This is a genomic window from Microcystis sp. LE19-84.1B (genome assembly GCF_027531875.1).
GTDB classification, from domain to species: Bacteria; Cyanobacteriota; Cyanobacteriia; order Cyanobacteriales; family Microcystaceae; genus Microcystis; species Microcystis panniformis.
Genome location: NZ_JAPZSR010000025.1, coordinates 1 through 18121, shown reverse-complemented (window position 1 = coordinate 18121; position 18121 = coordinate 1). Strand labels below are relative to the sequence as shown.

At 42.0% G+C, this 18121-nt stretch carries 19 protein-coding genes and 1 pseudogene; 12 read left to right on the top strand and 8 right to left on the bottom strand.

The genetic code is table 11. The features are described 5' to 3' along the window. Positions 1 to 85 precede the first annotated feature (85 nt). Entirely contained in the window at positions 86 to 313 is a 228-nt protein-coding gene (locus tag O9324_RS01610; RefSeq protein WP_185238929.1) for a hypothetical protein, read from the top strand. Beyond that, positions 253 to 1179 (top strand): ISKra4 family transposase, encoded by a 927-nt coding sequence (locus tag O9324_RS01605; protein ID WP_353851666.1) that lies wholly within the window; start codon positions 253 to 255, stop codon positions 1177 to 1179. The genes O9324_RS01610 and O9324_RS01605 overlap by 61 nt, the downstream gene beginning before the upstream one ends. A 14-nt stretch (positions 1180 to 1193) precedes the next feature. Here the strand turns inward: O9324_RS01605 and O9324_RS01600 are convergent. Both O9324_RS01600 and psb30 read right to left on the bottom strand, forming a co-directional pair. Beyond that, positions 1194 to 2672 (bottom strand): annotated as a pseudogene (locus O9324_RS01600) (NACHT domain-containing protein); the annotation flags it as partial. A 237-nt stretch (positions 2673 to 2909) separates the two neighbouring features. Continuing rightward, entirely contained in the window at positions 2910 to 3029 is a 120-nt protein-coding gene (gene psb30 / locus O9324_RS01595) for a photosystem II reaction center protein Ycf12/Psb30 (protein ID WP_002736367.1), read from the bottom strand. Between the two features lie 194 nt (positions 3030 to 3223). Between psb30 and O9324_RS01590 the strand changes: the two genes are divergently transcribed. The 4 genes from O9324_RS01590 (at position 3224) to arsC (ending at position 5969) form a co-directional block, all read left to right on the top strand. Then, complete coding sequence (locus tag O9324_RS01590) at positions 3224 to 3562, top strand: ArsR/SmtB family transcription factor (RefSeq protein ID WP_002744139.1); 339 nt, start codon at positions 3224 to 3226, stop codon at positions 3560 to 3562. 125 nt (positions 3563 to 3687) lie between these two features. Then, the gene (gene arsB / locus O9324_RS01585; RefSeq protein ID WP_288139303.1) at positions 3688 to 4833 is read left to right on the top strand and encodes an ACR3 family arsenite efflux transporter; all 1146 of its coding nucleotides are present in this window, start codon (positions 3688 to 3690) and stop codon (positions 4831 to 4833) included. A gap of 9 nt (positions 4834 to 4842) precedes the next feature. Next, complete coding sequence (gene arsH, locus O9324_RS01580; RefSeq protein ID WP_288139302.1) at positions 4843 to 5463, top strand: arsenical resistance protein ArsH; 621 nt, start codon at positions 4843 to 4845, stop codon at positions 5461 to 5463. Between the two features lie 107 nt (positions 5464 to 5570). After that, entirely contained in the window at positions 5571 to 5969 is a 399-nt protein-coding gene (arsC, locus tag O9324_RS01575) for an arsenate reductase, glutathione/glutaredoxin type (protein WP_159297993.1), read from the top strand. A 258-nt stretch (positions 5970 to 6227) separates the two neighbouring features. On the opposite strand, the gene O9324_RS01570 is transcribed toward arsC, so the two are convergent. Together O9324_RS01570 and O9324_RS01565 are read right to left on the bottom strand one after the other, a co-directional pair. Beyond that, positions 6228 to 7109: a universal stress protein gene (locus O9324_RS01570; RefSeq protein ID WP_288139301.1), complete on the bottom strand. Its 882-nt coding sequence runs from the start codon at positions 7107 to 7109 to the stop codon at positions 6228 to 6230. A 133-nt stretch (positions 7110 to 7242) separates the two neighbouring features. Continuing rightward, the gene (locus O9324_RS01565; RefSeq protein ID WP_002739006.1) at positions 7243 to 7443 is read right to left on the bottom strand and encodes an NblA/ycf18 family protein; all 201 of its coding nucleotides are present in this window, start codon (positions 7441 to 7443) and stop codon (positions 7243 to 7245) included. Positions 7444 to 8004: 561 nt separating this feature from the next. Between O9324_RS01565 and O9324_RS01560 the strand changes: the two genes are divergently transcribed. Together O9324_RS01560 and rpiA are read left to right on the top strand one after the other, a co-directional pair. Beyond that, positions 8005 to 8532 (top strand): RNA recognition motif domain-containing protein, encoded by a 528-nt coding sequence (locus O9324_RS01560; protein WP_002791927.1) that lies wholly within the window; start codon positions 8005 to 8007, stop codon positions 8530 to 8532. 72 nt (positions 8533 to 8604) lie between these two features. After that, on the top strand, positions 8605 to 9315 hold the full coding sequence (rpiA, locus tag O9324_RS01555) for a ribose-5-phosphate isomerase RpiA (RefSeq protein WP_288139300.1): 711 nt from the start codon (positions 8605 to 8607) through the stop codon (positions 9313 to 9315). Between the two features lie 163 nt (positions 9316 to 9478). Here rpiA and recF read toward each other — a convergent pair whose 3' ends face one another. Beyond that, positions 9479 to 10606 (bottom strand): DNA replication/repair protein RecF, encoded by a 1128-nt coding sequence (recF, locus tag O9324_RS01550; protein WP_288139299.1) that lies wholly within the window; start codon positions 10604 to 10606, stop codon positions 9479 to 9481. A gap of 237 nt (positions 10607 to 10843) precedes the next feature. Here recF and O9324_RS01545 point away from each other — a divergent pair, with 237 nt between their 5' ends. Then, positions 10844 to 11416 (top strand): DUF2808 domain-containing protein, encoded by a 573-nt coding sequence (locus tag O9324_RS01545; RefSeq protein ID WP_288139298.1) that lies wholly within the window; start codon positions 10844 to 10846, stop codon positions 11414 to 11416. A gap of 359 nt (positions 11417 to 11775) precedes the next feature. Here the strand turns inward: O9324_RS01545 and O9324_RS01540 are convergent, their stop codons facing one another. Further along, on the bottom strand, positions 11776 to 12420 hold the full coding sequence (locus tag O9324_RS01540; protein WP_288139297.1) for a Uma2 family endonuclease: 645 nt from the start codon (positions 12418 to 12420) through the stop codon (positions 11776 to 11778). 465 nt (positions 12421 to 12885) lie between these two features. Between O9324_RS01540 and O9324_RS01535 the strand changes: the two genes are divergently transcribed. Beyond that, the gene (locus tag O9324_RS01535) at positions 12886 to 13056 is read left to right on the top strand and encodes a metallothionein (protein ID WP_287629083.1); all 171 of its coding nucleotides are present in this window, start codon (positions 12886 to 12888) and stop codon (positions 13054 to 13056) included. A gap of 29 nt (positions 13057 to 13085) precedes the next feature. Then, complete coding sequence (locus tag O9324_RS01530) at positions 13086 to 13520, top strand: ArsR/SmtB family transcription factor (RefSeq protein ID WP_002778737.1); 435 nt, start codon at positions 13086 to 13088, stop codon at positions 13518 to 13520. Here the strand turns inward: O9324_RS01530 and O9324_RS01525 are convergent. Then, the gene (locus O9324_RS01525; RefSeq protein WP_287629084.1) at positions 13517 to 14305 is read right to left on the bottom strand and encodes a pentapeptide repeat-containing protein; all 789 of its coding nucleotides are present in this window, start codon (positions 14303 to 14305) and stop codon (positions 13517 to 13519) included. The genes O9324_RS01530 and O9324_RS01525 overlap by 4 nt on opposite strands. Positions 14306 to 14506: 201 nt before the next feature. Here O9324_RS01525 and O9324_RS01520 point away from each other — a divergent pair, with 201 nt between their 5' ends. Continuing rightward, positions 14507 to 17569, top strand: a complete 3063-nt coding sequence (locus O9324_RS01520; RefSeq protein ID WP_288139296.1) for a sll1366 family intein-prone helicase — start codon at positions 14507 to 14509, stop codon at positions 17567 to 17569. 132 nt (positions 17570 to 17701) lie between these two features. On the opposite strand, the gene O9324_RS01515 is transcribed toward O9324_RS01520, so the two are convergent. Continuing rightward, positions 17702 to 17926, bottom strand: coding sequence for an AbrB/MazE/SpoVT family DNA-binding domain-containing protein (locus O9324_RS01515; protein ID WP_288139295.1), 225 nt, complete (start codon positions 17924 to 17926; stop codon positions 17702 to 17704). Between the last annotated feature and the right edge of the window lie 195 nt (positions 17927 to 18121).

The following is an 18121-nucleotide window of genomic DNA, read 5'->3' as shown; positions in this document are numbered from 1 at the left end:
GATGGGTGCATCCCACTTAAGAGCGAGTATAAATACTCATTGAGAGAATTATGAGAGAATAGAGAGAAAAAATCGGAAAAATTTCATGTTAAACATCCCTCCAGAAGAAAAAGCGCAAGTAGAAATATATCTAACCGAGACAGCCAGAATCCTCCGAAAATATACAGAACCAGAAAAGCTCAACAGCTTTGAAAGTATCGAGCTAGAACTCAGGAATCAGATGATGGAGGTTGTCGGGCCGATCATAGGGGAATTTTTTTTTCAGAAGGAGCAGAAAAACTCTCAGGAAAAACGAGAAAAGTCAAAAGTATAATAGGAGAGGTGGAAATAAGTCAGAAACAAGCGCGAAAACTAGGATTAGAAGGGAAAACCCCCATCAGCCCAAACTTAAGGAAATGTTGTCTGCGAGCTTGTGCAAAAACTTCCTATCAACAGGCAGAAGAGGATTTATTAGAGTTGATGGGCATTAAGGTAGGACATAGCACCCTGCATCGACTCGTCGGGCGCACGGAATTGCCCCTAACCCAAGCGCAAGTCCCCAGTGAGGGAGTCAGTGTGGATGGAGGAAAAATCTGTCTGCGAGGAGAGAAAAACGAAGGGGGACAGTGGCGAGATTACAAGTTAGTGAGCCTACATGACAATATCTGTGAAGCTTTTTTCCAAGACCCGGTCGCATTAACGGATTGGAGCAAGTCTCAACCATTGTCACCCATTTTGACTTGTTTAGGCGATGGTCATGATGGAGTTTGGAACGTAATCAAGACCCTAGGCACAAATCAAGTGGCGATCAAGCGAGAAGTCTTAGATTGGTATCATCTCAAGGAAAATCTCTATAAGGTGGGAGGCTCTCTCAAGCGTCTAGAAGGGGTAGAAAATTTACTTTGGCATGGCTGGGTTGATGCCGCTATGGCTGAATTTGACTGTCTCAAGAATAAACGTGCGGTCAATTTCCAAGCCTATTTGAATAAGCATCGTCAGCGAATTCCTTGCTATGAGCAGTATCAACAATTGGGCATTCCTATCGGTTCAGGGGATGTCGAATCTAAGATTAAACAGGTCGGTGCTCGGGTTAAGCTGTCAGGAGCAAGCTGGAAACGAGAGAATGTTTCCCCTATTCTCCGTCTGCGATGTGCTTATCTCAATCGCTCCTGCCTTCTGAGTATTTATGCTCATTCCTAAGTGGGATGCACCCTGCGGCGATCTTGCTGTTGTCGATTAGTGCTATTCTGAGCATAGAGTGCTAAATGTTGCAGAACTCGCCGCTTGTTGACACCACTATATTGATTAGGGATATTTCTTTCTTGATCGCGCAATTCTAATAAAACATCAGTAGCTTTAGTGTAAAATTCGGCTCGCGAATGAGGTAAAACGAAGGGAGTATCAGTATAAAGATAGGCGATGATTGTTAACAGTAGGGGATTCCGCGCCAGTGCCATAATTTTCGGTTTAGCTCGCAAGTTTTGAATCAATTGTTCTACTGATTTCTCTGGCGGCATTTCCGACTTCCAAGCTTGCAAAAAGCGGCGCATTTGTTGATCACTAAATTCGTCAATCTCTAAAGTTTCCTCGGTATTATCGACAAACTCATTATGATAAACAGCCGTCCGACAGGTAATAATTACCCGACATTTTTTATACTTTTCTAATTCTAAAAATTCCTTAAGACACCGAACAACAGAAGAGCGAACGCCACTACTAACCTCATCTAACCCATCCAAAAGTAGCAGCAAACGCCCATCTTTTAAACATTGAGAAATGAAACGAGTAGCTTTGGGAAAATTATGGCGATCGCAAGCTTCTACTAACTGTTGTTCTAACTTTTCTACTGTCAAATTAGCCTCATTGAGGCGGTTCAATTCTAGTAAAATTGGCACGGGACGATCCGATAAATTTTTCAATCGTCCTTCTGAATAGGAAAGTGCTAGATACTTTAATAACATCGACTTTCCCGAACCAGGCGCACCTTTAACCACTAAGCGGCGGTATTTTTGCACCGCATTTTCTGCTTCAATTAAAGAGCGATCGCTCGCTTTAAAAGCTTTCAAAGAAACATAAATCTCCCGCATTTCTAGGGGACGATGAGGACGAAAAGGTATATTAAGTTTTTGATATTTATCAATTAATGCCTGTCGATACTTTTTAAGAGCAATATTTTCAAATAAGGGTGTTCCAGCGAAGGTTTTATAAATCCATTTACTAATCGCATCTAAAGACTGATTGAGCCATTTTTTTAAGTTATCACCAATAAAAGCCCCCAAAACCACAAGAATAAAAGAAACAACAACAATAAAAGGCCAAGGTATCCAGGTAGGATATTTATTAATATCATATTGTTGTTCATAGATATCCCATAATTGAGCCTGTGGAAAACAAGAAGCTTGAGAATTTGCCTCTTTATACAAATTTAAAATATCACCAATTGTCTTTTTCTTTTTATCAGTATTGAAAAAATTCAACCGGTCAGCTTCTGCATCTTTTTTTGCCCGATTTTGAATCTTTCCCCTAAGTTCGTTACAAGGATTAGGTGCAGGAGGCTTTTGAGTAAAAACAGGCAAAATTGTCCCCCACGCGACTGAAATTGCCAGCGCTAGGACAAAAATCATCAATAACTGCTGCTTTTTCCAGTGAATAAACTTCATTCTCTTTACCGTTTCTTTGCCTTTTTCCCACATCCTGGCTACCAATATAACACTGATTCATATAGTATAGGCTACATATCAGGAGAGGCACTCATGCAAGAGGGGGAATAAATAATCAGTTTTTAATAACCAGATTTAGTATGATAACTGAAAACTCACATCTGATAACTGATGACTGATAACTGATAACTGGGTTTTAGACAAAAAATCTCTCCCTAAAGAGGAGAGAAGTCAAAAAAAGCACGAATAACAATTGGGGAGAGGCGGTTTTTATAGGTCGCCACCACGAAAAGCTAGTAGGAAAATGACAAAGGGGCCAGCTAACATGATTAGCGCCACGAAGGTGAGTTGAAAAATGGGTTCTAAATTGAGAGCCGCAAATAATTCCATGATGTCTCCTAACCTGTTTACAATGATTTAAAAGGCTAATCTGGTCAAAACCATTGTCTCTGGTCAAAACCATTGTCTATCATACAGGGGATGATTCGCTGGTTTTCCTGATTCGATACAAAAATACATAAAGTTTTGTTGCAATTCTGAATTTTCCCGCTTTCCTATTTCCTTCCCACCGAGGGACCATCTCAATGTTCAACTCTCTGGCCACATCTCCCGACTCGTTAACCCAGATTTACACTGGTTTTCAGGCACTCTCGGACCCCCTACGGCTGCAAATTCTGCAACTGTTGCGACATCAGGAATTATGCGTCTGTGAATTGCGCGACCATCTTGATATCGCACAATCTAAATTATCTTTTCACCTAAAAACGCTAAAAGAAGCCAATTTAGTCCGCAGTCGTCAAGAGGGTCGTTGGATCTACTACAGCCTCAATCTATCTCAATTTCTTCTCCTAGAAGAATATCTATCCGAATATCGTCGTTTTGCTGCCCTCGTCCCCGCTCGTTCCTGCGAGGAAAATAAGTAACCAATCAAGATTTTTAGAAATATTAAAGCTTTATAACTGGCTTTTACCCTTGACATATCAACTTTTTTTGAAATAATAAAGGTGGGTTGCCCAATCTCCCATCATTCCCTTTCCACCTTTGTGCGATGACTAATCAAATCAATCCTAAAGCCGCCAAAGCTGGTGGTAGCCTTAGTGTTTTTGAAAAATATCTTACTCTTTGGGTTATTTTCTGTATTTTGGCGGGAATTGCCCTCGGTCGGTTATTTCCGGACGTAGCGCGGACTTTAGATGCCATGAGTGTCTATAACGTTTCTATTCCGATCGCCATCTGTCTTTTCTTCATGATGTATCCGATCATGGTTAAGATCGACTTTTCCCAAGCTCTTCGGGCTGCCCGTACTCCCAAACCAGTTATTTTAACTTTAGTGGTTAATTGGCTGATCAAACCCTTTACAATGGTGGTGCTGGCTCAATTTTTTCTCGGCTGGCTGTTTCTGCCTTGGTTGAGTCAAACGGAGATTATCCGAGGACAGACGGTAAGTTTAGCTAATTCCTACACTGCTGGAGCTATTTTACTAGGAATTGCTCCCTGTACGGCCATGGTTTTGATGTGGGGCTATCTTTCCTACAGTAACCAGGGTCATACCCTAATTATGGTAGCAGTCAATTCCCTAGCGATGCTTTTTCTCTACGCTCCTCTAGGTAAATGGTTACTGGCAGCTAATAATTTTGTAGTCCCCTGGCAGACCATTGTTTTTTCTGTGTTAATCTACGTTGGTTTACCGCTTATTGCTGGTATCTATAGCCGTCACTGGATTTTTAAACATAAAGGACGCGCCTGGTTTGAATCGCGTTTTCTTCACTATCTCAGTCCTGTGGCAATCACTGCCTTATTGCTAACCTTAATCCTCCTCTTTGCTTTCAAAGGCGATTTAATTGTTAGTAATCCCCTGCATATTTTCCTGATTGCTATTCCCCTGTTTATTCAAACTAATCTGATTTTTTTACTTAGTTATGTGGCCGCTCTCAAACTCAATTTAGTTTACGAAGATGCGGCTCCCGCTGCTTTAATTGGTGCTAGTAATCATTTTGAGGTAGCGATCGCCACTGCGGTGATGTTATTCGGATTGAATTCGGGGGCTGCTTTAGCGACAGTAGTGGGGGTATTGATTGAAGTACCTGTGATGTTAATGTTGGTAGAATTCTGTAAAAAAACCGCCTTTTGGTTTCCCAGAGATCCAGAAAAAGCCACCCTTCTCGATCCTCGTTGCTTGAGTTCTTACAAATAATTATTCACCATGATCCAATCGACTCACAAACCGAGAATTCTTTTTCTGTATGGCTCTTTACGGGAACGTTCCTACAGTCGTTTACTAGCAGAAGAAGCGGCCAGAATTATCACTGAATATGGGGCAGAAGTGCGCTTTTTTGATCCCCGTGAATTGCCGATTTATGGCAGTGTTCCCGATACTCATGCCAAAGTACAGGAATTACGAGAATTAAGTCAATGGTCCGAGGGTCAAGTCTGGTCATCTCCTGAACTACACGGCAATATTAGCGGCATTATCAAAAACCAAATTGATTGGATTCCCTTAAGTATTGGTGCGGTTAGACCTACCCAAGGCCGCACCTTAGCAGTCATGCAAGTAAGCGGAGGTTCCCAATCTTTTAACGCGGTTAATACCCTGCGAATTCTTGGTCGTTGGATGCGAATGTTTACTATTCCTAATCAATCTTCGGTGGCTAAAGCTTATCAGGAGTTTAATGAGGATGGCACGATGAAAAATTCCCCCTATCGAGATCGAGTTATTGATGTAATGGAGGAACTTTATAAGTTTACCATTCTCCTGCGAGATCAGGTAGATTATCTGACCGATCGCTATAGTGAAAGAAAGGAAAAAGAGAAAAAACGGTGTTAGGGGTTGGGTGTTGGGGAAGATGTTTCTTAATCCCTATTTCCCTATTTCCCTATTTCCCTATTTCCCCATTTCCCTATTTCCTAATTAAATTTCTAGGAGTTAAAATCATGAAAAAAGTCATGTTTGCCTGTAGAAAAAATTCCTGTCGTTCCCAAATCGCCGAAGGTTTTGCTAAAACTTTAGGTGCGGGCAAAATTGCTGTCACCAGTTCCGGATTAGAAGCGGCCAAAGTTCACCCCGGAGCAATCGAAGTTATGGGGGAAATTGGTATCGATATTACTGACCAAACTTCTAAACCAATTAGGGATTTTAATCCTGAAGATTACGATGCCGTTATCTCCCTATGTGGTTGCGGTGTCAATCTGCCGGAAGGATGGGTTTTACAGGAAATTTTCGAGGATTGGTTAATTGATGATCCCGATGGTCAACCCATGGAAACTTTTCGCCGAGTTCGCGATGAAATTAAGGCTAAAGTTATCGGATTAATCGAGCAATTAAGTAGGTAGTTGTTAAAAGTTGTCAGACACCCCCTTATCAAGGGGGGATTAAGGGGGGATCGGCACCCCCCTTATTAAGGGGGGCAGGGGGGATCAGAGGCAAAATCTATTTTTAATTTAATTATAACTACTTACTTAAGTTAATTTTCCCAAAATTTTTGCGGTTCTCTTGTCTTTTGTGTGATAGGTTTTAGCGATCGAATCTGTCTTCCTCTCTGTGTTCTTTGTGTCTCTGTGGTTTATCCCCAAGAGAATCTTTTTTCTAGCTTATCCCTTGGGGGAGAAAAATAAGAGCGGAAACCACAGTTGATGAAGAATATCTTCATTAATCCGACGCACTGCTAACCATTCCAACATATTGGAACGATGGCAGGTGGCCACAGCGATCGCACTGATGTCGTTTTCTTCTGCTGCCGTCAAAACTTCTAATACAGGTGTTCCTAGTCGCACTTCGCTCTGTACTTGCAAACCGAGTTTTTCTAGTCGCGCTTGCACCGATTCTAATTGCTGACGGGCATCATTAAAACGGTATTCGCTGACACTGGGATCGCGACTGATATTTTCCACTACCCGGAGGAGAAGACATTGCTCAAAAGAGCTAGGGGCGCGAGTTTGAGCGTATTTTTCTATCTGTTCAATTAGATAAATTGCGTCGGAACTGCCATCGTAGGGAATTAATAAATGTTTCCAGAGATGCTGACAGCGCAGGGCCAATTCATCGCGAGTATAAACTGATAATAATTGCGGTCGGAAAATCAGCAGCGGAATATCGGTAATACCTGCGATCGCTAAACTGGTACTACCGAATAATTTTTCTTGGACAGCACCGCGCATGGGATTTCCCATCAAAATCACGTCAATAGAGTGATTAGCGAGGATTTCCCGCACGGCATCCACGGGACGACGGTTAGAGATTTCGACAATAACTGTCATACCGTCGGGAAGATTTGCTAAAGCTGGAGATAATTTTTCTTTGGCCGCGTCAATTTTTGCTTGATCTACGGCAGCTAGGGTGGGTTGTTCCCAAACCGGAATACTGTGGAGGAAGATAACTTGTTTTAAGCCGCTCAGGGCTAAGTGTGGCACACAATGGACAAGACGATGGAGACCATCGAAAAGATCTGTACAGATCAAAGCGCGCTCGAACATAAATTAACCCCTAGCAATTCGGTTATCCTTCCCTAAGAATAGCTAAAAAGGTGAAGAAATGCGCCCCGCATCCCTAGCTCGTTTCCAGAGAAACCCAGCTGGAGAAAGAGGTCGCCCGCAGGGGTGAAATGAGTTACTGGGGGGCCCAGGGATTAGAATCTAGACCCCACTGGTGTTTGAGAAAAGCTTTGTACATATTTTCTCTGACCATCATTTGTTCGTAGAGCTTGATCAGGAAGTCCTGCGCTTGCTCCTGACTCATTTTTTCTACCTGAGTCTGAAAAGAACGAATGTTGAACTGTTGTTCTAAGGAAAGTTCGATCGGTTGAGACATGGTGTTCCTCCTCGATGAAGACAGTGGTTGATAACAAGCGAGATGGGTGATCGGTATCACCTTTTTTAACTAATGTAACAAATACTTGACAAAGTGTCAATGTATCTGTAGAGAGGGTTTTGCTTTTTCCCTCCCGTTAGCTAGGATACCCCGCCGCCAAAAGGAAAGAAGCATATAATGATACATTTAGCAAGAGTTTTCCGAAAATTTTGCTTACTGTGAACAAATACTTAAGTAGTTATACTTAGGCAGCCCAGATCGAGAGAAAATATTTGACAAATTGTGTAAACATTCTGTAATAATCGAAGAGAGCGACATAAATCGGGTAGGTTGAATGATTAGGCCTGTTAAAAGCTAAAAACGTAACCCCTAGATCCCGTCCCTCTCGTTGAAATCGTTAAGGATAGTCAAAATTGACGGCCACAGCCGCTATCGTGCAGAAACTACAAGCTTATCGCTGGGAAACATCCTCCTTAGCTCTGTTTGCCTTAAAAAAATCAGCATACAGGCACGGAATGTCGCACAAGTTTTTACATCAATCTATACTTGGAGGAATCCATCATGTCCGTTCGTCTATACGTTGGTAATTTACCCAAAGAATCCGTCGAGCGCGAAAAATTACAGGCGCTTTTTGCCGATGAAGGGGATACGATCACCACTAAAGTCATCAAAGACCGCAAAACCGGCAAATGTCGCGGTTTTGCCTTCGTTACCGTCCCTAGCGATGAACTAGCTGACCAGTTTATCGAAAAATACAACGGTCAATCCTTCATGGAAAACCCGATCAAAATCGAGAAAGCTCTCCCCCGCAGCAAGGGAGGTAAAGAAGAAGGAGAAGAAGCAGAAGGCCCGGAGGCCAGCGTAGAAACCCCGGAAAAAGTCGAAAGACCGACTCCGAAACCGACGACGGCAGCACCGCGCAAATCCAGTGGTGGTGGTGGCGGCGGCAAAAAACGCAAGGCTGAACGGGGTAGCAGCAGTACCCCGAAAGTTACCGGCGATGGTGACGCTTTACAGCCAGATCCCCGTTGGGCCAATGAATTGGCTAAACTCAAGGAAATGTTAGCAGCTCAGGCCACTAATCCCTAATTCCATTGACAAGAGGGCAAGGGATAGCCGATAACTAAGAGATTCAAAACATCGCTTTTAGGAATGTGCATCATGACAGCAATCGATCCGGTCATTATCATGAAACAGGAGGTCGGTAAGGCCGCCGCTAATCTAGTTCAATCTAATTCAGTCGTGGGATTGGGAACTGGTTCAACGACGGCCTACGCGATCGAGTATCTGGGCGCTAGACTGCAAAGCGGGGAAATCAGCAATATTGTCGGGGTTCCTACTTCTTTTCAAGCGCAAGTTTTGGCTAGGAAGTACGGAATTCCCCTCACTACCCTCGATGTCATCGCAAAGATGGATATCGCTATCGATGGGGCCGATGAGGTGGATCCCCAGAAAAACCTGATTAAAGGCGGCGGTGCTGCCCATACTCAGGAGAAAATTGTCGATAGTCTCGCCGATATTTTCGTCGTGGTAGTGGATGGCAATAAGCTGGTGGATAAGTTGGGATCGACTTTTCTTTTGCCGGTGGAAGTGTTACCCATGGCCATGACTCCGGTGATGCTGAAATTAGAGGCCCTCGGTGGTAAACCTTCCCTGCGCATGGGAGTGAAAAAAGCCGGCCCCGTGGTGACAGATCAAGGCAATTTAGTTATCGATGTTAAATTTGATAGTATCGATGATCCGGCTGATTTGGAAAGAACTATTAATAATATGCCGGGGGTTTTAGAAAATGGTTTATTTGTTGGGGTTGCTGATCTGATTCTCGTCGGTGAAATTATCGACGGTAAGCCAGTAGTGCGCGAAATTAAGTAGGCTTGATTATTCTTAAGCTAATAGTGAAACAGGCCGCAGGCCTGTTTTATTAAGTAGTTAGGTGTTGAAAACTGTCAGATACCCCCCTTATTAAGGGGGGATTAAGGGGGGATCGAATTATGGGTGTGTACAGACAAAGAGCAAAACAAAGAGAGACTATAGGCTAATAAAAAATCTGTCCCTTTTTGACAGAAAATATCTGGGAAGATTGCAACCAGCGAGACTCAAAAGAACTGAGATGAGTCGTGGTAATTAAAGTTTGAAAACGGTCTTCGATCGCATCTAATAATTGATTTTGTCGTTCGATATCTAATTCGGCTAAAACATCATCGAGGAGTAGTAGGGGAGGTTCTCCGATAATCTCCTCTAGTAACTGTAATTCCGCTAATTTCAAGGCTAAAACTAAGGTTCTTTGTTGTCCTTGGGAACCGTAGGATTTAGCGGGGTTTTGGTTAATTAAAAAATCCACTTCATCCCGGTGGGGACCGACTACCGATGTCCCTAGCTGTTTCTCGGCCAAACGACGGGTTTCAATCTTATCTAAAAAAGCCTTTTGTACCCCATTGACATCATCTTCTACCCAAGGCACATTGGGAATATATTGTAATTCTAGATATTCGGTTTTTCCGCTAATACTTTCGTGCCATTTTTGGGCTAAAGGAATTAATCTTTGCAGGACTCGCGCCCTTCTTCTCGTAACTCTTGAACCTGTTTCTGCTAGTTGTAAATCCCAGAGTTTTAGTTGGGATAAATCCCCATAAACTTTTCCCTCTAATTCCTGTTTACGAATCTCTTTTAAGAGGGCATTTCTTTGTCGTAAAACCTGATTATATTGCTGTAAAATATGAACGTATAGGGGTTCTAATTGAATTAATAAAGTATCTAACCAATCTCGGCGAGCTTCTGGACCACCGCGCACTAAATCCAGATCGAGACTAGAAAATTGTACCGCATTAATCACGCCCAAAAAATCGAGATGACGGCGCAGGGGTTGACGGTCACGGATCACGGTGCGACGACCGGAAGAACGGAGAATTAAACTTAATTCTGATGCGCCATAAAGACGATTAACCCTAGCAAAAATTCTCGCCTCTGAGTCCGATTCTAGCACTAGATCCCGATCCTTGCTGACTCGATGACTCTTGAGAGTGGCTAAAAGTTCGATCGCTTCTAGTAAATTGGATTTTCCCTGAGCATTATTGCCCAATAATATTGTTTTTTTGGACTCGAATTTTAGCAACTGTTCGGCATAATTTCTAAAACTGTGAAGGTGCAGGTGTTCGAGATACATTGCAAGTTGGGGGTTGGGGAATTATGAATTATGAATTATAAATTATAAATTATGAATTATAAATTATGAATTATAAATTATGAATTATAAATTATGAAGTGGGGTGTGGGGTGTGGGGTGTTGGGGAAGTGGGGAGAAAAAAGCTGATCACTGATCACTGATAATGGCAAAGGTTTGGGGTTAAGTGAATTTGCTATAATTCCCCTTGACAATCAATATTCTATAGTAGCTTTTACCTTGAAAATTCCTTTTTTGCCTTTAAAACAGATTGAAAGTCTGTATAAGCTGGCTTTGATTGCTATACTCACTTTTGATGCTTCTGTCTCTCTCGCAGGACAATTTCCCGATGGCAGAATATTTTTTGAGAGTTCTCCCACTCTGGTTAATTTCTCCGCTACTTTCCAATCCGTGCGTGCTTGGGGAGCAAAATACTATCTTACCATCGCTCTGCCGCCGTCTCTCGGGGCGCCCTTGGGCAAAGTAACTATACAACAGCAGCCTAATATTCAAACTATTGCTTTTCTTGTTGATCAAACCTTTGCTTTTCTTGGCGATCGCAATCAGCGAGGCGAAAAATTAACCCTAAAATCCACTACTTTTGACCCCAATACTCAGACGATCACGGTCATGTTTGATCCTCCTGTCCCCCCCGGTAATACCGTTTCTATCGGTCTGAAACCAGTACGAAATCCCGATTATGGTGGTGTCTATCAGTTTGGAATTACTGCTTATCCCCCCGGGGACAATTCTCCCGGATTATATCTAGGTGTCGGACGTTTAGCAATTTATGAGGCTGGCGATCGCTGGTAGTCCGTTCCGCGTCTAAAAACAGTAATCAGTGAACAGTAAACAGTAAACAGTAAAAAGACAGTAGGAAACTTCTATTTAATACTGCACACTTAAAAACTCACATCTGATAACTGTTAACTTACCCACTGATAAGTAGTTGGACAAAAGTAAAGTTAACTGTGGGGTAAGGAGTCGGTCGTCAGGAGTCGGTCGTCAGTAAGAATTGCGGCAATTTACATTTCTTAAGATAGACAACAGAATTTATGTCCGACTACTTAACTGATCACTGATCAATAGGAATAGGTGCAGCCTTAAATCAAAAACTGTAACCCCTAAATTATCATCGGCAAAAGTTCCCTGAATTGGTTGTCCATTTAAAGTCAGGCATTAAGCTTTTGCTTGACCCAAATTCGGAATTGTTTTAATGCCATTGCACTACCTATTTTTTGACTATTTTGTAGCGTTTCTGGAATTTTTTCTATTAGATTAAATTGAGGAAATAGTCGGCTTTGGGAAGATTCAACATATTCTGATCCTTGCAAAACATTGATTTCCAGTCTCTCTCCATTATATCGCCACAATTCAGGAACACCCAATCGCTCATAATTATTAAATCGGGTTCGCTTAGTAATATCAATTTCAATGGCTAAATCGGGAGGGGGATCAATCGCCAAATCAAGGCGCGTTTTTCCCCTGACAGCAGCACAATTTTCGATATAAAAAGACTCGTCTGGTTCTATTCCTTGATCCATTTGTTGATTTTTAAAGGTTGTCGATCCAGCGGGTTCATAGTCTAACTCTAATTCATCTAGGAGAACTTTAACAAAATCCCCGATTAAAACTTTGGTATTTTCATGAATAAAAAGAGGAGTCATTGCTTCTAAAGTTCCTTGACTATAAGATAGACGAATTGACCGTCGATCTCCCAATTCGTCAAGAATTTTTTCATAGTCTTGCCAAGTGAGTGAAGTTAACAACAGGCGATCGCCTGGGGTAACAGTTAGTTGTTTTAATGCTAATAACATCAGAATTTGTCGGCTCAGTTGTTATAATTGGGCAGTTTAGTCAGTATTTAACTTTTTTCTACCTTAGATTATATTATATAGCCGTTTTCATCAGAATGAGGCATGGGCAAGGGGCTTAAACTCTTTGTTGGCAAAACTTGTCGATACCTCAGTAACGTGAAAAGCTCTATATGCAAACTGAAAACTCAAATCTGATCACTGATCAAGGAGAACTTCCCACCTTACCCTTGATACCAAATCCGTTGAGTAACGCACAGAAAACGGGTTTCTCGGAGAAACCCGTTTTCTACTCATGCAAGGGGCAAGAGGAGAAATAGATAATCAGCCTTTAATAACTGGATTTAGTATGAGATAACGGCCTCAACTTTCCCGTCTGAGTTTTAGAAAAATTTAACTTTATTCAATCCATGAACATCTGTTCAGATGTTATACTAAAGTCAGTAAAGAAGTTCCGAGGTAGTAACCATGATCGCTGTCACCACCATGAAATGTGCTTGTAAATCCTGTGAGTGTCAAGTATCGATCGCCGATGCCATCAAAAAAAACGATCAATACTACTGTTGCCAAGCTTGTGCCGATGGTCACGTTGACGGGAAAGGCGGTGGACACCAGGGCTGTTGTTGCAGTCAAATTTAGTTATTGGGGAGAAGGGGACAAGTATCGACATGGAAGATTCGATCGATACCTCCCTTTCTCAACTTTCCCTTAATAACCGATCAGGAAAAAATATGGCCCTAGAGAAAATAGCGCCGGTTTGTGGGGAATCCCATCACCAAGAGGCGAAATTCCAGCACTTGCAGGGATTAGAAATCGAAAAAGCCCAAAAAATGGCCGAATTTTTCAGCCTTTTGGGGGATGCCAACCGCCTCAGAATTCTGTCGCTTTTAGCCAAACAAGAATTATGTGTTTGTGACTTAGCCGACGATTTAGGGATGAGTGAATCGGCCGTATCCCACCAGTTAAGAACCCTAAGAGCCTTAAGATTAGTTAAATACCAAAAACAGGGACGGAGAGTCTTTTATCGTCTTGCCGATCATCATGTTCTTGACCTTTATTATGCGGTCTCGGAACATTTAGAAGAGCCAGCGGACGAGGACTAAAACAGTCCCAAAGCGGGTAAAACAAACTGTAAGAGCAGAGAACCAATCCCCTGCACCATTTGGTCTAATTGAGCGTTGCCACCACCTTGTTCTCGCGGTTTTAGGGCGATTTCCATGCCTTTAATAAAATTCTCTGCTGCTTCGTAACCGGGGGTGTTACCTTGCTGTTCAAAGAGAGTCGAAGCCATTTGAGCGTCCTGGGCCGCTAGAGCATTTTGTCCCAGACGATAGTGAGCCATGGCCCGGGCCAGATAAGCTGGAGCATATTCCGAGTTAATTGTCAAGGCCTTATTAAAATTTTCTATAGCAGCGCTGGTGCGTCCCTGTTTTCCTTCCACCATTCCTAGTCCGTAGAATAGTTCAGGAGTACCGGCGGCACTGGGAATTCCCACCGCACCCTGCACGTATGCAGTATCTAGTTTGGTGTTGTCGAGGTTAGCATTGTTGAGATAAGCGCCTCTTAAATCCGCACCCGTCAAGATTGCCCCAGTTAAGTTCGCTCCAGTGAGATTAGCACCAAAAAGAGAGGCACTGGTTAAATTTGCACCACTCAGATCCGCTCCACTTAAATTAGCTTGACTAAGATTAGCACCGACGAGATTGGCCCCATTTAATTTTGCCCCGACTAGATTCGATTGCACTAACCCCGAACCGCTTAGATCGCATTGGGGACATTGTCGGGTGGATAATAATTGCTGTAGGTGGTTTAAATCTTCCCCATAACCAACTAGGGACAAGTTAAGGGGAAGACTGAGGACGAGGGTTAGGGCGATCGATTTGTACATAGTTTAAAAAGAACTCTATTTATTATTGTTGATAATGACCATGGGATCGGGGCTAATCGCTGAACTAGATTTTGCTTGAGAAATCAGCCCTTGTCCACTAAAATAGGAGATTAGAGGCTCTTAAGGTCAGAAGAAGCGACAAAATCGAGATTTGTTACCTTTTCAACAGCAGGTTTTTTAGAGGAATTTCCCTATTTTATAATGACTACTCTACACGGTAATTGGCTGATTGGTTCGCAGGATAGTGTTTTTTTTCTTTGGGGTGAACAGTGGCAAGGGAAGGAATTAAGTGAAACAAAGGAAAATCATCCTTTTTGTCTAGAATCTGGGGCATTAGCCCAATTTATTGAGAAATTTTATCCTCAGCTTGATCGCTATTCTCCAGAATCAATCAAGCTCAGTCTGCCTAGTTATTCTCCCCCAAGGAAAAAATATTTTTTACCGCTGCTGTCAGGGCAAATTCTCGAACCCACAACTAAATCCTTGTCTTGGCAACCATGGCAGGTATCGGGATTAACTTTTTCTGCGGGGATGATAGTACAGTTATGGGAAAAATTACCCCTAGCTAAGGCCGAATTTATCGGCAATGATCTACGATTTTGGCTGTATTTGCACCGTTGGAGTTTAGATTTATTAGCAAGGGGGAAATTTTTAGCAGGAATAAATCAAGGTCAAAGTTGCTGGTATCCGCTGCTAGATAGTACCATCGATCGCACTCGTTTAGCCAAGTTTATCCAAACCATCCCCCCGGTTTGTCTTGCCTATCAAGAAAATAGCGAACCACAAACAATCATTCTCGATTGCTTAAAAAATATTGTCGATGCTCGTTTGCGACAAAAGATAGATAGTACTGTTAATATTTCCCCCTCATTGATGGTGAAACCCTGGCTACAATCTTTAAGCGGTGATCATCATGACATTGCCTTAGAAGCCAAGAATTTACAGCGTCTAGAAAATGCTTATAATAACTGGGTGTTTCCTATCCAAGAAAGTTTAGTTAATGGCAATAATCGCCAATTAATCGAGAATCAATACCGTGTTTGTTTATGTTTACAACCTCCCAGTCTAGGAACAGCGTGGAAACTCACCTATTATTTACAAGCGTTAGATGATCCCGAATTTCTCATTAGTGCCAAGTTGATTTGGTTAGAGGGCAGAGAAAGTTATCATAGTTATCAAAGAGTTGTCAATAATCCCCAGGAAATTCTCTTAAAAGGACTGGGACTAGCGGCGCGATTGTACGAACCGATTAGAATTAGTTTAGAGCAGAGACACCCGGAGGAATGTTCTCTTGATTCGATCGAAGTTTATCAGTTTATTCGCTTGATCGCTTGGCAATTGCAAGATCAGGGATTAGGGGTAATTTTACCAACGGGTTTAACTGCCGGTAGTAATGAACAAAGATTAGGAATTAAGATTGCTGCCAGTGTAACTCCCAAAAAAGGAGAAAGATTAAGTCTAACCAGTTTATTAAACTTTCAGCTTAAATTAGTGGTAGGGGAACAGGAAATATCAAAAAAAGATTTTGATAAGTTATTAGAGAAAAAATCGCCAGTGGTGGAAGTGGGGGGCAAATGGTTAATCCTACAACCTACGGATGTTAAAGCAGCTCAGGCAATTTTAAATAATACCATCACTCCCCTGAATCTCTCGGTGGAAGATGCCCTGCGCTTGAGTTCAGGAGATAATAATCTAATTGCTAAACTGCCGGTAGTCAATTTCCAAGCGGAGGGAGCATTAAAGGAATTAATTGATAATTTAAATAACAATCAAGGGATTCAATTAATCAACCCACCTAGGGAATTTCGGGGAGAATTACGTCCCTATCAACTCAAGGGAGTTAGTTGGTTAGCTTTCCTAGAAAAGTGGGGTTTAGGTGCTTGTTTAGCCGATGATATGGGTTTAGGAAAAACCCCGCAACTAATCGCTTTTTTACTAGCATTAAAAGAAGAGGATATGTTAGTTAATCCCGTGTTAGTGGTTGCTCCCACTTCCGTGGTTAATAACTGGGAACATGAGTTAAGAAAATTCGCTCCCACCCTGTCTGTTTTTGTGCATCATGGCGAAAAAAGATTAAAAGGTCAAGCTTTTGCTCAAGCGGTAAAAAATCAATCGGTTGTTATTACCAGTTATCCTTTAATCTATCGGGATCTGTCCAGTTTAGAAGCAGTACAATGGCAAGGGTTAGTTTTAGATGAGGCTCAAAATATTAAAAATTCTACGGCTAAACAATCCCAAGCAGTGCGAAAAATACCCGCAGGGTTTCGGATTGCCTTAACGGGAACTCCCGTAGAAAATCGCCTGACGGAATTATGGTCAATTTTGGATTTTCTCAATCCCAACTTTTTAGGAACTCAAGCCTTTTTTCAGCGTCGTTTTGCCCTTCCTATTGAAAAATACGGCGATCAAGAATCCCTGCATAATTTGCGTTCTCTTGTCCGTCCTTTTATTTTAAGGAGATTAAAAACCGATAAAACTATTATTGAAGATTTACCAGAAAAACAGGAAATGAATGTCCTGTGTGGTTTATCAAAAGAACAGGGACAACTTTATCAACAATTAGTCGAGACAACCCTCCAGAAAATTGAAGAAACCCAAGGAATTCAGAGACATGGATTAATTTTAACCTTGCTAATGCAACTTAAACAAATTTGTAATCATCCCGCTCACTTTTTGAAAGAAAATAGTTTAGAAACCAGTCAAAGATCGGGAAAATTATTACGCTTAGAAGCTATGGTAGAGGAAGTGATAGCAGAAGGCGATCGAGCTTTAATTTTTACACAATTTGCCGAGTGGGGAAAACTCCTACAAACCCATCTCCAGAAAAAATTAGCCGAGGAAATATTATTTCTCTCCGGTTCTACCAAAACAAAAGATCGGGTAGAAATGATCGAGCGCTTTCAAAATGATCCCCAAGGACCAAAGATTTTTATTCTCTCCCTGAAAGCAGGGGGAACAGGATTAAATTTAACCCGCGCTAATCACGTTTTTCATATCGATCGTTGGTGGAATCCGGCCGTAGAAAATCAGGCCACCGATCGCGCTTTCCGCATCGGACAAAAACGTAATGTTCAGGTACATAAATTCATCTGTACGGGAACCCTAGAGGAACGCATTAATGAGATGATCGAAAGCAAGAAACAATTAGCGGAACAAACCGTAGATGCTGGGGAAAATTGGTTAACCGAATTAGATACCGATCGCCTGCGAGATTTATTATTATTAGACCGATCAGCAATTATTGATGAAGAAGAAACCGATTAGAAGCGAACTACCTGATAAATCTGGGTTGGGTTCATAATTAATATCGCTCTTCTGGGACTTTTGAGAATGTCCCTGTCAGAACAGAATCGGCTTAATTCTTCTGAGAACATCCTGGAGCAACTGGAATGTATGTCACCAAACCTCCTCTCCCATTGGCCGTCCCCAATCCACTTCCGGCTCCGGTGATTCAACAACCTCAGCCAGTAGTTCTTCTAGGCTTAACTCAGGCAAGGCTTGAATTAGCTCAATTACTAGCTTTCCGTTTTCCACAGAACATTCAACAACGTCCTTAGGATTGAGGTTCAGTGCCTCCACTGCATACTTGGGAATCCGAATCGCTAAAGAATTACCGCTCAACTAAACTTACTCAAACTTACTTAAAAGCCTGAAAGCTTAGTCATTCGTAGTGGATCAAGCACTACAGGATTAAACGGCAAACCCTTTATTCCCTGGTCAATGACATCAGGAATTACTTTTCTAATGATGTTAAATGACCCATTGACATCGGCATTTAACAACTGATTTGTTCCCATTTTATAAAGTCCCCTAGCT